10 protein-coding genes are annotated in these 15,324 nt (G+C 57.4%); 6 read left to right on the top strand and 4 right to left on the bottom strand.

The window, feature by feature from the left end:
- Positions 1 to 15: 15 nt before the first annotated feature.
- Positions 16 to 1,569 (top strand): S8 family serine peptidase, encoded by a 1,554-nt coding sequence (locus M504_RS01055; protein ID WP_047492957.1) that lies wholly within the window; start codon positions 16 to 18, stop codon positions 1,567 to 1,569.
- A gap of 3 nt (positions 1,570 to 1,572) precedes the next feature.
- On the opposite strand, the gene M504_RS22250 is transcribed toward M504_RS01055, so the two are convergent.
- Together M504_RS22250 and M504_RS22245 are read right to left on the bottom strand one after the other, a co-directional pair.
- Positions 1,573 to 1,881 carry a hypothetical protein gene (locus tag M504_RS22250; protein ID WP_047486945.1) on the bottom strand — a complete coding sequence of 103 codons (309 nt, stop codon included), beginning with the start codon at positions 1,879 to 1,881 and terminating at the stop codon, positions 1,573 to 1,575.
- Positions 1,882 to 1,952: 71 nt separating this feature from the next.
- The gene (locus M504_RS22245; RefSeq protein WP_198137498.1) at positions 1,953 to 2,330 is read right to left on the bottom strand and encodes a hypothetical protein; all 378 of its coding nucleotides are present in this window, start codon (positions 2,328 to 2,330) and stop codon (positions 1,953 to 1,955) included.
- Between the two features lie 134 nt (positions 2,331 to 2,464).
- Here M504_RS22245 and M504_RS01040 point away from each other — a divergent pair, with 134 nt between their 5' ends.
- Positions 2,465 to 3,427, top strand: coding sequence for a mechanosensitive ion channel family protein (locus tag M504_RS01040; RefSeq protein ID WP_232296113.1), 963 nt, complete (start codon positions 2,465 to 2,467; stop codon positions 3,425 to 3,427).
- A 40-nt stretch (positions 3,428 to 3,467) separates the two neighbouring features.
- On the opposite strand, the gene M504_RS01035 is transcribed toward M504_RS01040, so the two are convergent.
- Both M504_RS01035 and M504_RS01030 read right to left on the bottom strand, forming a co-directional pair.
- A complete protein-coding gene (locus M504_RS01035) occupies positions 3,468 to 5,681 on the bottom strand; it encodes a PP2C family protein-serine/threonine phosphatase (protein WP_047486940.1) in 2,214 nt (737 codons plus the stop codon).
- 3 nt (positions 5,682 to 5,684) lie between these two features.
- Positions 5,685 to 6,644 (bottom strand): YihY/virulence factor BrkB family protein, encoded by a 960-nt coding sequence (locus M504_RS01030; RefSeq protein WP_047486935.1) that lies wholly within the window; start codon positions 6,642 to 6,644, stop codon positions 5,685 to 5,687.
- A 272-nt stretch (positions 6,645 to 6,916) separates the two neighbouring features.
- Between M504_RS01030 and M504_RS01025 the strand changes: the two genes are divergently transcribed.
- The 4 genes from M504_RS01025 to M504_RS01010 are packed head-to-tail and all read left to right on the top strand — an operon-like array spanning position 6,917 to position 15,265.
- Positions 6,917 to 8,029 (top strand): alginate lyase family protein, encoded by a 1,113-nt coding sequence (locus M504_RS01025; protein ID WP_232296112.1) that lies wholly within the window; start codon positions 6,917 to 6,919, stop codon positions 8,027 to 8,029.
- Between the two features lie 28 nt (positions 8,030 to 8,057).
- Positions 8,058 to 10,172: a glycoside hydrolase family 20 zincin-like fold domain-containing protein gene (locus tag M504_RS01020; RefSeq protein ID WP_084213997.1), complete on the top strand. Its 2,115-nt coding sequence runs from the start codon at positions 8,058 to 8,060 to the stop codon at positions 10,170 to 10,172.
- On the top strand, positions 10,169 to 11,332 hold the full coding sequence (nagA, locus tag M504_RS01015; RefSeq protein ID WP_052200166.1) for an N-acetylglucosamine-6-phosphate deacetylase: 1,164 nt from the start codon (positions 10,169 to 10,171) through the stop codon (positions 11,330 to 11,332). The genes M504_RS01020 and nagA overlap by 4 nt, the downstream gene beginning before the upstream one ends.
- 27 nt (positions 11,333 to 11,359) lie before the next feature.
- On the top strand, positions 11,360 to 15,265 hold the full coding sequence (locus M504_RS01010; RefSeq protein WP_047486932.1) for a sodium/solute symporter: 3,906 nt from the start codon (positions 11,360 to 11,362) through the stop codon (positions 15,263 to 15,265).
- Positions 15,266 to 15,324: the final 59 nt, after the last annotated feature.

The raw sequence follows: 15,324 nt of genomic DNA, 5'->3' as shown, positions 1-15,324 counted from the left end.
GAACAGCGAGGCACCATGTCCGTAAGAACCGGTTTGCGCCGGGCGATCCCCTCTGCCCTGATGACCTTGATGCTGGCCACTTGGCTTTCTCCAACGGTAGCCGCACAGACGACTTCCCCACTGGCCGCAACGGCGCAGCGCAAGATGCTGGTGGTCTATCGAGACGGCACGATACCAGCAGACGCCGACAACATGGCACAACGTGCCGGTGGACGAATGCTGCGCAAGCACGCCCGCTTTGGAGCGGCTGTCGTAAGCGGTACTGCAGCCTCGGAAGCAACTTTGCGAAGAGATCCAAACGTTGAGTATGTCGTGGAAGATCGCTCAGTCACGGCAAGCCAGTTGAAGATGCGCACGATGGATGCGAACCAGATGAATGCACCGTCAGTTCACTCATCTGCCCCCACGCTGGCCATGCCGTCGGACGGGCCGGACGCCTTCTACACCAACTCACCGCAAGGATGGGCTGTGCGCGTGGTAGGCGGTTATGGCGGTGGCATCGCCGGTGGTCCGGAGGCTGGTCCTTGGGCTACATCCACGGGCAAGGGCGTGCGTATCGCAGTATTGGACAGCGGCGTGGATCGTACGCACCCAGACATCGCGCCGAATCTGCTACTGAACATGAGTGACGTGGATCAGACGCAGCAGCCCAGCGCCTGCGATGATGGTTCGCCACAGGACCAGAGTGGGCATGGAACCTGGGTGGCATCGCTGGCTGCGGGCGCAGCCGGAAGTGCGACGGGATTGACCGTGGGCGTCGCTCCGGGTGCATCTCTCCTGAATGTGAAAGTGTTGCAGCGGATGCCGGGCACCGGGTCAACGACAGCGGAACAATGCACGAATGGGCAGCCTTCCGGAATGTTGTCCTGGGTGCTCCAGGGCATTGACGATGCGATTGCGCAAAAGGCAGACGTCATCGTGCTCAGCATGGCCATCACGCTCGATTTGTATAGCGGTGACGCGGCAGGATTGAAGGCGAGTTTCGATCGTGTAACCCATGCCGCAAGCGATGCTGGTGCTGTGCTGGTGGCTGCGGCAGGCAATGATGCGTTCAACTTAGCCAATGCACGTTATGTGTCTTATCCGGCGCAATCGCGCGATGTATTGGCTGCGGTCGCTTCAACAAATCCCGATTGTGCGGAAGACCTGACAGCGGGCGACGGGTGCGCGCCCGGGTTGGTGACCTTGGCGTATTACAGCAATTATGGCGCTCCTTTGAACGCTGTTGCAGCACCCGGTGGTAGCTATCCGCAGGGCGGTAACTATGCTGTTTCGGGATGGGTCCGCGGAGCATGTTCTACCGGTATTCCGAACACATCCGACGGTTTGCCCGGGACCAACGGACGTTCGTTTGGCTGCTTCAACCTTGGACACATTGGATACATGCAGGCCATTGGCACCAGCGCCTCCGCGCCGCTGGTGGCGGGTGTGGTGGCACTGGTAAAGGCGGCCCATCCGGATTGGAGCGCCGCCACGATCATTGCAGCGATTCGTGCATCTGCCGTGCCAACGGCAACCATGCCGTATGGAGTGGTCAATGCATCCACTGCACTGGCTTACAAACCGTAATGCTTACTGGCGCATACGGTCTTTTACAGACTTGGCCAGTTTTTCAATCTCATCTGCCTGCCGGATGACGTCTATGGAGAGTTCATCCCTGCGGGTTTGATCCACTGCGGCTTTCAATAGCTGCGCCTTCGCCAGAAGTTCATCGGCATCTGCAAGCATTTTTTTCTGGCGATCCGCTGCGGCCATCTGCGCCTGTGAGTTCACCATCTTTTTCACTGCGGCACTTTCCATGTTCTGCGCGCGGGCAGAGTTCATGGGAACTGCGATAAGTACCCCCGCGGCAATCGCCGCGAAACGAACGTACTTCAACATCCCACACCATCCACACAATGGTCCGTAACGGCGCACATCTTCGTCGTCATGCGGTCCCCCAGAGGCCCATATCAGTTGCGCATCTGGTCCTTCACCTGTCGGGCCAGCCGGGCAATCTCATCGAGTCGTTTCTGATCTTCCGGAGTTGCTTCACGCCCCTGAAGATCGGCTCGAAGCTGTTGCGTCAGCGCCAGCAGCCGATTGGCGTTGTCCACCATACGCTTCTTTCGGTCCAGTTTGCGAGCTTCTTCACGACGACGAATCAAGGCAGGATCGATTCCGGTGTCCGAGTCGCTGGCGGTGCCGAGGGGCATGTGAATATCGGATGAAGAATCCCCCGAGGGAACCCGGCCACCACTTGTCGGGGAGGGGTTGGGCGAACTGCTCTGGGCGGCAGCCGGCAGAGTCACAAAGGATGCGAGAAGTAACAGCCGTACGGTTTTCGTCATGGGAAACCTCTCGTGTGGATATGCGGATGGGTTGCAGCGCGGGAGTGCCTGCGCCATCCTTAAGAGATCAGGACTGCTGGTTTTGGCCTGATTGTACCCCCGGCGGCTTCTGCCGCAAGAAGGACATTTTGAGCATGATGCCTCTTTTCGCTCTTCTCCTGGTCGCTGCGACCAAGCAACCGGGCGAGGGCCACCCTCCCGAAACATTCCACGATCTGGGACAGAGCTGGCACGACGACGTGTTGGACTTCGTTCGTTATGACGTGCCGAAGCTGATCGTCATCCTGTTGATGGCTTTTGTGCTTCAGTACATCGTTGCCTTTTTTGTGAAGCGCATGCGCCGGATTGCCGACGCATATCCCGGAACACAGCGAGCATCGCAATTGCGGACGATGGCGGCAATCCTTCGCGCCACCTGCTACGGGCTGATCGGCTTCATTGCCCTGCTGCAGATTCTGCAGTTATTCAACATTGACCTCAAACCTCTGCTGGCTTCCGCCGGTGTGGTCGGCCTTGGAATTTCTTTTGGCGCCCAAAGCATGTTCAAGGACATGTTGAATGGCGTCTTCATCCTCATTGAAGACCAGTTCAACGTTGGCGATGTGGTCACAATCGCCGGACTCACCGGAACTGTGGAGGATCTGACGCTTCGCTCCACGACGTTGCGGTCGGGAGACGGCACGCTGAACTTCATTCCGAATTCTCAGATTGCAACGGTTTCGAATCTGACACGCCAATATTCGGTCGCAACACTGAACGTCTCGGTAGATGCATCAGCCGACCCGGATCGAGTGATGGCCGTTCTGAAGTCCGTTGCAATGGAAGTGCGAAAAGATGCCACCTTTCAGAATGTTGCGATTGCCGATCCGGACATCCTGGGCGTAGACAAGATCAACGGGCGCGAAGTCGTTTACCCCGTGAACATTCGTGTGAAAGCAAATCAGAAAGATCCGATTCTGCGTGCGCTGCGACGCCGAGTTCTGCTGGCGTTTGAGAAGGAAGGTATTCCGCTGGGACTTCCGACAAGCACGATTGTCATGCAGGCGAAGGGCGATCCCACATTGGCACAGCCCCCCGTTTCGATCACTGGAAGCTAATCTGCCTCATTTACTAGGGCACGGCGGAAGCGGTGCCCTTCTAGACCTTGCGAGCGAGTACGAGTGTGATGTCGTCAGGTTGCTCCGCGCCACCAATCCACGCGTCAAGCGCAGCCATCACTTCCGTGGAGATAACTTCCAACGGCTGATTTCGATTGGCACGTACGACGTCCAACAGGCGGTCTTCGCCAAACTCACCGAAATCATTTTCCGGTTCAGTTACACCGTCGGAATAAGCAATGAGCAGGTCGCCGCTTTCTAACTGGACCGTCTCCTGCTCGTAGCGCATTCCATCCATCAGGCCCACCACTGTCCCACCCTTGTCGAGTGCACGCACGCTACCGTCTGGCTTCATGACAAACGGCGGAAGCTGTCCAGCGTTCGAATACGTGAGGCGTCCGCTGCGATCGTCATAGTGCGACAGGAAGAGCGTCGCGTACTTTTCCGGCTGGGTGGAGCGGTAGAGATGGCGATTGAGGAGGGCCAGGATGCGCGCAGGTGATTCAAATAACTCGCCGCATTCCAGAGACTCCTGATGTGTGACGCTTCGTGCCTCCTCGGAAAACAGCTCCTCGCTTGCAAAGCGGTAAGCGCGCACAGCTGCGTGGAGTGTTGACATCAGCAATGCGGCAGAGATTCCCTTGCCGCTGATGTCGCCAAGCGCGAGCCCCATGCCTGTAACTTTCTTTGGCTGATATGGGTCGTCATGGAAGATCAGAAAGTCGTAGTAATCACCGGAAACAGTACGGGCCGGTCGGCTGAGACCGTGAAGTTGCAGCGATGGGATACCGGAAAGCGAATGCGGGAAGAGGTTCGCCTGCACTTCATGCGCAATGCTGAGTTCACTCTGCATGCGCTCCTTTTCCTTCTGCTCTTCAATCAGCCGGCCCAGTGACCAAGCCATTCGATTAAAGGACCGTCCCAGATCCGCTAGCTGATCGTCCTGTTGCACATGGATGCGATGAGAAAGATCGCCGCTATCAATGGAAAGTGTCGCTCCATACAGGTCTTCCACCGAGCTGGTCATAGAGCGCGTCAGACGCATGGCAACGTAGAACGCAAAAATCTCCAAAAACGCGAAGATCATGCAGATGGCAATAAACGAGAACCGAACCGCATCCGTAATGGAACTGGTCAGGCCCGCACCGAAGAGTTGCTGAAACAGCACCGACGGCCGCGAAGTGACGACGAGCGGCACTGGGCGTATGTCTCCGGTCTCCCAGTTCAGGACTGGGAGACGCGAACGGAAGACCACCTGGTAGTCGAACAGGTTTACGGAAGTCGGCCTCGTACCGCCGGAAAGGCGTTGTTGTTTTGCATTGGAACGTACACTGCCCGACGCGGTATCTTCCACGACTCCAGGAAGCAACGTCACCACGCCCAATCCCTTGGCCACGTTCGCGAGTAAGGGCTGCGTGACCGGCATGGTTCCGATCACAGTAATCATGTGACCGTTGCTCGATGCCACGCGGTCCACCACTGACATGTACAACACGCCACCGTCTTCCGCGAAGACTTTGAGTTGTCCGCCACGGCGCTGTTTAATCCATGACGAGATGCGCATGGGACTATGCGCATTGCCCATGAAGTCGCGCAACTCGATCTCTTGATCATCTAGATAAACCGACCGCTGTCGGAAACCCGGAGGACGCGCCGACTGAGGCGATGTAGCCCCTGCGGGTAGCCCGGCCGATTGTGGCGGTGATCCGGTGCGACGCACACTGGCCGGAGGGCGGCTATCGTCTCTTCCCCCCTGTGCCAAATCGGCAGCCGTGGCGCCATCCTCCACGCGCCGCGCGAGGGAAAATGCGAAGCCCGCGTCGCTGGTGCCCATGTTGTCCAACTGAAGCTGCAAATGTTGCGATGCCAGATGGACTGCGAACTGCCCTGCTGCCGTATAGGCAGAGAGGAAGACCAGTGTGAAGAACAGTACAACGGGCGTAAGGCCGATCAGCAGGTAAGTGAGAATCAGCTTGTTTCTCAGCCGCCACAGCAGACCATGTTTTGTTGCCCGATACAGATAGGGCACCGTCACGATGAGCGCGACCGCCAATACACCCCAACGAAGAAAGAACGTCTGCTCGCCCAGCGTCCCCGGAACAAATGCCAAGGCGATCAGCCCGGCGGTTATGCCCCAGAGGATGCGTAGATACAAAGGAAAATGCGAGACCTCGGCAGATAGAGGCGTGCTCCTAGTGGCATAGAGCGGGTCCGACACGTTGTTCTGCTGGCGCGGGCGAAGGATCAGCGGCATGCCTTAGGGCTCCTTCCGTGCCTGCAGAGCAGTCATGCGCATCGCATGCCGTGTCGCAGAGAAATGCGCTCCTGCCAGCAGAAGCAACCCACTCAGAAACGCCCAGAGCATAAGGCCCACAGAGATGTAAAACGGCCCGTAGACATTCTCAAGATCGAGGTGAGGCAGGGTGAAGATATATAGATATTTCGCCCCCTCCCAAAGCAGACCCGTCACTACGGCCGTGGGCAATACCGCCATTGCTGGAATCTTGCGGTTGGGCAGAATCCAGTAAATCAGGGAAAAGATACCAATGGAACTGATGGTGGCCACAACGCTGAGAAATCCATTGGATAGCGCAGTGTAAAACACGTTGTCGGTGTGGCCAAAGAAGATGAAACCCAGCACCGACTTCTGCGCCGTAGACATAGCCACGGAAAACATGGCGAGAAGACCAACAGAGATCGCCAGTCCCAGCGAAACAAGCTGGTTGTGAAGATAACTGCGGTTTTTGGGGGCGCGCCATACGTTGTTCAACGCCACTTCCAGTGGCAGAAATACGCCGGTGCTGCTGATGAACAGCATGATCACTGAAAAGACCTGCACGCCCTTGTGGGGGTGGGCCAGCAGATTCATGTTGCGCATTACGAAGTCCTGCCCGGTCGGCAGGTAGCTGTGCATCAGCTCGCTGACGACGTTCGCCATCTGCTGCGAATGAAAAACATTGCGCGATAGGGTGAGCAGCAGAACGATAAATGGGAACAGCGACAGGATCACGTTGGCAGCGACAGAGAAGGCGTAGGTATGGACGTCTGTCTGCGTCAGGTAACGCAGCAGCTCCATAAATTGTGCCGCAGAGCCGCCCTCCACCGGATCGGGCCAAAGCTCGCGTTCGCCAGGTGCTTCACTGACTTTTTCGAGCTTTTCCGCTGCCTCCGCCGGCACGGGTTCGCTTGCGTTTTCCTGCGGCGTGATGAACGGCATAGGGCTGGTCTGCCCACTCCTGCAAAGACGGTTGGAACGATGCTAGCAGAGGCGGCATAGGGGATGCTTGCACACCCTCATTTGACCGCAAGGCTTTGAAATTGAGACGTGTAAGCGACTTGGAAAGACGCGTTACCGCCCTTCAGTCGCACGAAGGTGATAGGCTCTTCGGCACGATGCTTCCCCGCTCCCGCATGGCGCTTTCACGCCGTACGTTCCTTTCCGGAATGGCTGCTGTTGGCTGCATGTTTTCCATGGAAGGACGGGGCCAGGTGGCGGAGAATCTTCATTTCAATGTCGCGGAATACGATCGCGACAACATTCTTGCCGCCGCAGCGGAAGCCCTTAAGTTGACACCGCAGACGATTACCGAAGTACCTGCTCCGAAAAAGCTGGCGAGTCCGGGCTTGTATTTTTCAGAGGACACGGAGTGGTTCGCGACAGAGGGCGGTCACTTTGAACATCGCCCGGGGTACTCCAATCCTGCGGCGTTTTCGCAACATCGCGATGCTCTTGTGCGGATGAATGGGGCGGTTGCCGCGTGCGTGGCGGCGTGGCGGCTCACTTCAGAAACGAAGTATGCGCAGCACGCCTTAAATCATTTGCGAGCATGGTTCATCGACACCGATACTCGCATGGAGCCAAATCTGGACCACGCAGCCTGCATTCCGCCTTCCATGGATGGCAGTTTTCGCGGGATCGAAGATACCGTGATGCTTGCGGAAACTGCGCGTTGCGCGTCGTTTCTATGCGCTTACAACGGTGCGGCAACTGAGGAAGATGCCGCCGCGCTGCGCAAATGGTTCACCGACTTCACTACCTGGATGAACGAAAGCAAGCCGGGATTTATTGCGCGTGAGATGAAGGACCGCACCGCCATCTGCTGGACGCTGCAAGCGGCGGAGATGGCTCGATTCACACGCAACGGCGCGCTGCAACTGGATTGCCTGCATCGCTTCCGCGACAAGCTGTTGCGCGAGATGAATTTCGACGGTCAGTTCCCTATCGAACTGCACCGGCCCGACGCGTACGCCGCATCCATCTTCACGCTGGATTGCCTTTCGATGACGTGCGAGGCTGTTTCGTCTCCATTAGATCGCCTGTGGGACTACAACCTGCAGGATGGCCGTGGCATGCGGTCGGCCGCGGCATACCTGTTTCCGGTGCTACTTAACCGTGGCGCTTGGAAATTTCCATCGGACGCGGAACATTTCACGGACTGGCCCGTGCGCCAGCCAAGCCTTCTGCTCGCAGGGCGTGCGTACAGCCGTTCTGAGTACATTGCGTTGTGGAAGCGCCTGCCACCAGAACCGAAGAAGCCGGAGCTGCTGCGAACGTTTCCGATGCGTCAGCCAGCACTCTGGACGGTACGCCCTCCTGCCTAAAGACTGCCAAATCATTTAGTTTGTTTGCATGGCCCTTGCCCCAAAGTTGCGCCGACTGTCTCTCCCCTGCACGTTGATGTTCAGTGTCTCGGCTTTCTCGCAATTGGCGCTGATCCCTACGCCACGCGAGGCGAATGCTGTTCGCTCGATTCCACTTTCGCAGGGTGTGAGCATTGTCTGCTCTGCATGCAATGCAGACGACACGTTTGCAGTGAATGAACTCACGCGTCAACTTCGTGACAGCAACATTGTCGTTACGACATCTGGGTCGGCACACATCACCTTGTTGCGTTATGGCAGCGATGCAGGCAAACAGGCGTTGAGTGTCGCCCATGTGGCGTGGTCGCCCGAGATGCAGGATGAGGGCTACGCCATTGTTCCTGACGCATCGGGCATCAGCGTTGTGGGTGCGACAGCTGCAGGCGTGTTTTATGGCGCGATGACGGCGAAGCAACTGATAAGCGGCAATGGCAACACAGCGACATTGCAAACTGCCAGCATTCGCGATTGGCCTGCAATGAAGTATCGCGGTCTGCACGATGATCTTTCGCGCGGGCCAGTGCCGACGCTTGCGTTTCAGAAGGAGTTGATTCGCAAGCTTGCGTCGTACAAGGTGAATGTCTATTCGCCGTACTTTGAGAACACGATGCAGTACCGTAGCGAGCCGCTGGCCGCGCCGCCGGGAGGTTCGATCACACCGGACCAGGCACGCGAGTTAGTTGCCTACGCCGCGCAGTATCACATCACTGTGATCCCCGAACAGGAAGCATTTGGCCATCTGCATTACATGCTGAACCAGGAGATGTATGCGCCGCTCGCGGAGACTCCGCATGGCCACGTACTGGCGCCGGGACAGCCGGGTTCTGTTGAGCTGACGAAGCGGATGTACACGGAATTGGCAGCGGATTACCCTTCGCCGCTGTTGCACATTGGCGCCGATGAAACCGTAGAGCTTGGCAAGGGGCAGACAAAAGCCGCAGTGGATGCGCAAGGTCTTGGCCCCGTGTATCTGGACTACCTACAGAAAACCGTTGCCGCGTTGAAGCCATTGAATCGTCGCTTTCTTTTCTGGGGCGACATTGCCATGAAGGAACCTGCGCTGCTGAAGACGTTGCCGCAGGACTTCAAACAACAAACGATTGCCGTGGGCTGGGAATATAACCCGCACACTAGCTTTGCTCCGTGGATTAAGCCCTACACCGATGCGGGTATGGAATGCTGGGTAGCGCCGGGCGTGAATAACTGGAGCCGTGTGTGGCCCAACTTCAACAATGCTCTGCCGAACATTCAGCAGTTCACTGCGCAGGGACAGGCCGCGGGATGCACCGGGCAGTTGAACACACTATGGGAAGACGACGGCGAGGCGTTGTTCAACAACAACTGGTATGCGCTGCTCTTTGGTGCGCAGACCGCATGGCACAAGGGCGAAAGCTCCATCCCACAATTTCAGGACAGCTTCGCGCAGGTGTTCCATGGTGATGCCAGCGGTAGGGTCAACGAAGCGCAGAAAGAGTTGATGGCTGCGCATGCTGTTCTAAAGAACGGATTCAAGACAAGTGACGCTTCTGACCTGCTGTTCTGGATTGATCCGTGGAGCGCGGATGGGCAGATTTATGCACCGAAGATCCGGCCCTATCTGCATGAACTCCGTATGCATGCGGAACAGGCGATTGTGCTGATCGCACAGGCTCGCAACTCTGCAACATTGCGCGAACAAGATGCGCTGGATGCGATGGAGTTGGGCGCGCGTCGCATGGATCTAATTGGCCTGAAGTTTCAACTGACCGATGAGATGGCTACGACGTATGCCAATGCCTATCGTTTGCAGACAGCCAAGGACAAAGACAGTCGCACCGAAGTATCGCGCGACTTGAACGACATCAACGCCGTAAACGGTAAGCTGCAGGATCTTCGCAATCAGTACTCGCTGATGCGCGACCTCTACGAGGCAGCATGGTCGAAAAGCAATCGCCCGTACTTCCTGCGGAACAATCTCGCGCGCTATGACCACACGCTGAATACGTGGCTTAGCCGCATAGACAAGGTGCGTTCCGCGCAACGACAGTGGGACCGCACGCAAACGATTCCTCCGGCATCCGAGATTGGATTGCCGGCGCCGCCGGCGCCTGGAGCTCCTCAATGACTGACGAAACGAAACTCGCATCCGGCACACGGCCGAAAGCCATCGCAGCGAAAACGCTGATCACGCCGCACTCGGTAGTACATGATCCGTTGCTGATTCTGGAAGACGGCAGGGTGCAACAGGTAACTTCGTTGGAACGCGATGTGTTGCCGGAAGGCGTGTTGTATCTTCCCGAAACAACGCTCAGTGCTGGATTCTTTGATGTCCACGTACATGGTGCGGGTGGACGCGACGTGATGGAAGGCACCCCCGAAGCCATTGATACCGTGGCACGCACTCTGGCACGGTATGGCACGACGCAGTTCCTTGCAACAACGGTTACCGCAGGCATCGATCACACACTGCACGCACTGGAAAGCATCGCGAATGCAATTGAATCAGCTGCGCCGGAGCATGGCGCGCAGATTTTGGGCATTCACCTGGAAGGTCCGTTCCTTTCGCACGAGAAGCGCGGCGTACACAATCCAGAGTTGCTGGAGAGGCCTTCCGTTGCACTGTTCGATCGCTTTCAGGAGGCGGCACGAGGTCACATCAAACTGATGACCGTTGCTCCCGAACTGCAGGATGCGCTGGAGATGATCGCGCATGCGAGTGCAAAGGGTGTCCGCATCAGCATGGGTCATAGCGACGCTGTTGCCAGACAAGCGCGAGCCGGCATCGCCGCAGGTGCTGTAAGCGCCACACACACCTTCAACGCCATGCGCGGCCTGACGCAACGCGAGCCGGGCATGTTGGGCGTTGTACTCGACACGAAGGAGTTGTATGCCGAGTTGATCTGCGACGGCATTCACACTACGCCGGAGGCTGTTCGCCTATGGTTCCGCATGAAGGGTGAGGAGCACGCCATGCTGATCACCGACGGCATGGCTGCTACCGGAATGCCCGACGGCGAATACCTTCTGGGCGACATGAATGTTCAGGTAAAGGATGGCGTAGCGATGTACGCGGGTGTGCTCGCGGGATCGGTGCTGACGATGGACCGCGCTGTTGCCAATGTGCAGACCTTCACCGGCTGCGGGCTGGATACAGCCGTCCGCCTAGCGTCACGCAATCCCAAGAACATGCTGCACTTGCCTTTTGACGAAGCTGAGGCGAGTTTCAATGTCTTCAACGAAGCAGGAAACCGCGTAGGAACCATCTTGAGAGGAGAGGTTCTGTAACACTGCTGTCACCTGTAGACTCGTTGCATGCCGACGCGGCTTCATGCCTTCGACCTTGGACTGATTGTCCTTTACCTGATTGCAATTACCCTGTTTGGCTTGCGCTTCCGCAAGCCCGCAGACACATCTCTGTCGTCGTACTTTCTTGCGGCTCGTAGCGTACCGTGGTGGGCCATTGCGCTCTCCATCGTGTCCGCGGAAACCAGTACGCTGACCATCATCAGCGTGCCGGGTATCGCCTTTGGTGGCAACTTCACCTTTCTGCAGCTTGTGTTCGGCTACATGATTGGGCGACTGCTGATCTGCATCCTGTTCCTGCCGCGTTACTTTGATGGCGAGTTGTTCACCGCATATCAACTGATCGACCGCCGCTTCGGACCAATACTGCATAAGGTCACTGCTGGCTTGTTCCTGTTGACGCGTGCGGCAGCGGAAGGCGTGCGTGTCTACGCCGTGAGCATTGTAGTTGGCATTGCGATTGGCACGAATGACATCGCGAGCATTGTCATCATCAGCATGTTGACGCTGGCTTACACGTTTGAAGGCGGCATGGCGGCGGTGATTTGGACCGATGTGGTGCAGATGTTCCTCTACATCGCAGGGACCATCATTGCTCTGTTCACGCTGGGTGCAAAGGTCGATGGTGGATGGGCAACTGTCCATGCCGTTACAAGCGCAGCGCATAAGTTGCAACTCTTTGACTTCACCGTGAACCTGACGTCCAACTACACATTCTGGGCCGGTGTGATTGGCGGCGCATTCCTCACGATGGCTTCGCATGGCACCGATCAGTTGATGGTGCAGCGACTGTTGGCTGCAAAGAATCTGCGTGAAGCGCGTGTTTCGCTGTTGGCCAGCGGCGGTGTTGTCTTCCTGCAGTTCACGCTGTTCCTTGTGATTGGCGCGGGACTGTACGTGTTCTATGGACAGCATCCCGCGCTGCTGACCGTGCATGGTTCTGATCGTCTCTTTCCTGCCTTTATCGTGCAGCAGATGCCCACAGGTGTTGCGGGATTGCTCATTGCGGCGATTCTTGCGGCAGCGATGTCAAACCTCTCCGCTGCGTTGAATTCCCTTTCGTCCACGACCATCGTGGACTTCTACATGAAGCTGAATCCGAATGCGTCTGACACGAAGCGTAATCTGCTGTCACGCACAGCAACGCTGCTATGGGCAGTTGTACTGGTTGCGATTGCGATCTATTCGGTGAAGGTGGGTGGTAAGGGGCACGTTGTGGAGATGGGGTTATCCATTGCGTCCGTCGCGTATGGTGCGTTGTTGGGCGTGTTCCTCCTGGGAACACTGACTCGCTATGCGACACAGTTCGGTGCAACGGTCGGTATGATCGCGGGATTCGCCTTCAACCTGGCCCTGTATCTGCCGAAGATCCTTCCTGTTTCCCCTATTCATATCGGAGGCTTCTCTCTGTCTGACATTGCGTTCACCTGGTATGTGTTGCTTGGCTCCGTTGTGACGTTTGTGGTTGGCTCGCTGTTCAGTCTTATGGGCAAGCCGCGTACGAAGGCTGTTTCGGCTCTATTGGTGATGGTCGCCTTTGGCACCGCATCCATGCGTGCGCAGAGTGCCAACTACTCCGAGATCGATACGCTGATGGCGCAGGCGCTGAAGGACAAGCTGTTGCCTGGCGGCGTTGTCGCCATTGGTAGCACTGGACGCGTCGTCTACGAGAAGGTTTACGGCAATCGTGCGGAAGATCCGGCCGTTGAGGCGATGACGGAGGACACCATCTTCGATATGGCGTCGTTGTCCAAGTGCATGTCGACTTCGGTTGCGATCATGCAGTTGTATGAGCAGGGCAAGCTGCGGTTCGATGATCCGGTGGTGAAGTATCTGCCGGAGTTTGCAGCCAACGGCAAGAGCAGTGTGACGATCCGTGAGTTGCTGACGCACTACAGCGGATTGCGCGAGGATGTGTCGCTGAAGGATGCGTGGAGCGGCAAGGCTGAAGGCGTGAAGCGCGCGATGGAATCGGACCTTTACGGACCTCCGGGAAAGACCTTCAAGTATTCCGACATCAACTTCATCACTCTTGGCGCGATTGTGGAGAAGATCAGCGGTGAACCGCTCGATGTCTACGCGGCGAAGCATATTTTTTCGCCGTTGAAGATGACGGAGACGGGATACTTCACCCCCCACTGCTCTCACCTGTACTGGGAACCTGCCCCTGCTACGTGCCCTGCCGTGTCAAGTGCCGCTATGCGTGCGCGTATTGCGCCCACTGCCCATAACGACGACAAGCCCATGGATGACGACCGTATGTTGCGGGGTGAGGTGCATGACCCTACGACTCGGCGCATGGGTGGTGTTGCCGGGCATGCGGGGGTGTTCTCCACGGTGCATGACACCAGCCTGTTCGCGCAGGCACTGCTGGATCGGCTGGCGGGACGCCCGAGCAACTTCCCCCTGAAGCAGGAGACGCTGCGGCTGATGTGTCAGCCCGAGCAGCCTACGGGAGCGAAGGGGCTGCGTGGGTTTGGATGGGATATTGACTCGCCCTACTCGCGTCCGCGAGGGACGATCTATCCGGTGGGCAGCTTCGGGCATACCGGCTTCACGGGTACTTCCGTGTGGATGGATCCTCGCAGCGACAGCTATGTGATCCTGCTGGCGAATGCCGTGCATCCACGCGGACGTAAGCCGATTACACCCTTGCGTGGCACCATTGCTACGGCTGCGGCGAAGGCGCTAGGACTGGATAAGCCACTGTCGGGTAAAGCCACGCTTACGGGCATTGATGTGCTTGAGCAGACCAACTTCCAGGCATTGCATGCACTAGCTACCAAGACACCGGGACATCTCCGTATCGGACTGCTGACCAATAACACCGGCCTAAACCGCACCGGCAAACGCACCATCGACGTGCTGTATGCACAGCGCGCGAATGGTATTCAGCTGACTACGCTGTTCGCGCCAGAGCATGGGATTCTGGGCGCTGAGGATCATGAGGGTCTGGGCAATGCGGTGGATGCAGCGACGCATCTACCCGTGATCTCGCTGTATGGAGCGAAGCTGGCCGACCGTTATCCGAAGGTGGAAGACCTGCAGAAGCTGGATGCGGTGCTGATTGACCTGCAGGATGTTCCAGCACGCTTCTACACCTACGAGACCGAGATGGGTTACGTGATGGAGTCGGCGGCCAAGGCTGGCACGCAGGTTGTTGTACTGGATCGGCCGGCGATCACGAGCGGTGTGCAGGTTGTTGGGCCGGTTGCCGATGCGGGCGTGCAGAGCTATGTCGACTACATGCAGGAACCCATATCGCTGGGCCTGACGATGGGTGAGCTCGCAGGGTTCTTCAATGGGGAGAAGCAGCTTGGCGTGAAGCTGAGTGTGGTGAAGATGCAGAACTGGCAACGCGGTGTTTGGTATGACCAGACCGGTTTGCCGTGGGTGAATCCATCACCCAATCTGCAGAGTATGAGTGCGGCTACGCTTTACACTGGCATCGCGTTTGCCGAGTACACGAACCTTTCCGTTGGCCGCGGAACGGATGCGGCGTTTGAGCAGGTTGGCGCTGCGTGGATTGCTTCCGATGCTGATGCCAAGAAGCTAGCTGACACGCTGAACGCTCGTGCGATGACGGGTGTGACGTTTGCACCGGTGACGTTTACTCCGGCGAAGCCTTATCCGTTTGCCGGACAGGCGATTCATGGTATCCGTGCAACCGCTACCGATCGGACTCGGCTTGATGCACCTGCGATGGGCGCGGAGTTGCTGGCCGCAGTTCATGCGCAATATCCGACGCAACTGCTGTTGGCGAAGGCACAAGGCCTGGTGCTGAACAGTGCGACGATGCAGGCGCTTACTGCGGGGAAAGATCCGCATGACATTGTGGCAGCGTGGGAACCGGAGCTTTGGAAATTCCGCGAGGCGCGACAGAAGTATCTGCTCTACAGCTACCTACCGGAGTAAAGGGGTACCCCCTCCCCCCCTGTTTCTCTAAAATCGTCTTTCTATTGGGGTTACGGCAC

Source organism: Terriglobus sp. TAA 43, assembly GCF_000800015.1.
Taxonomy (GTDB): Bacteria; Acidobacteriota; Terriglobia; order Terriglobales; family Acidobacteriaceae; genus Terriglobus.
Note: the sequence above shows the minus strand (reverse complement) of the source record. Positions and strands in the feature narration are given on the sequence as shown.

Bases quoted from the DNA above. Each gene is read 5' to 3' on its own strand.
- M504_RS01055 (WP_047492957.1), top strand. From the start codon at position 16: ATGTCCGTAAGAACCGGTTTGCGCCGGGCGATCCCCTCTGCCCTGATG.
- M504_RS22250 (WP_047486945.1), bottom strand. From the start codon at position 1,881: ATGTTGAAGTACGTTCGTTTCGCGGCGATTGCCGCGGGGGTACTTATC.
- M504_RS22245 (WP_198137498.1), bottom strand. From the start codon at position 2,330: ATGACGAAAACCGTACGGCTGTTACTTCTCGCATCCTTTGTGACTCTG.
- M504_RS01040 (WP_232296113.1), top strand. From the start codon at position 2,465: ATGATGCCTCTTTTCGCTCTTCTCCTGGTCGCTGCGACCAAGCAACCG.
- M504_RS01035 (WP_047486940.1), bottom strand. From the start codon at position 5,681: ATGCCGCTGATCCTTCGCCCGCGCCAGCAGAACAACGTGTCGGACCCG.
- M504_RS01030 (WP_047486935.1), bottom strand. From the start codon at position 6,644: ATGCCGTTCATCACGCCGCAGGAAAACGCAAGCGAACCCGTGCCGGCG.
- M504_RS01020 (WP_084213997.1), top strand. From the start codon at position 8,058: ATGGCCCTTGCCCCAAAGTTGCGCCGACTGTCTCTCCCCTGCACGTTG.
- nagA (WP_052200166.1), top strand. From the start codon at position 10,169: ATGACTGACGAAACGAAACTCGCATCCGGCACACGGCCGAAAGCCATC.
- M504_RS01010 (WP_047486932.1), top strand. From the start codon at position 11,360: ATGCCGACGCGGCTTCATGCCTTCGACCTTGGACTGATTGTCCTTTAC.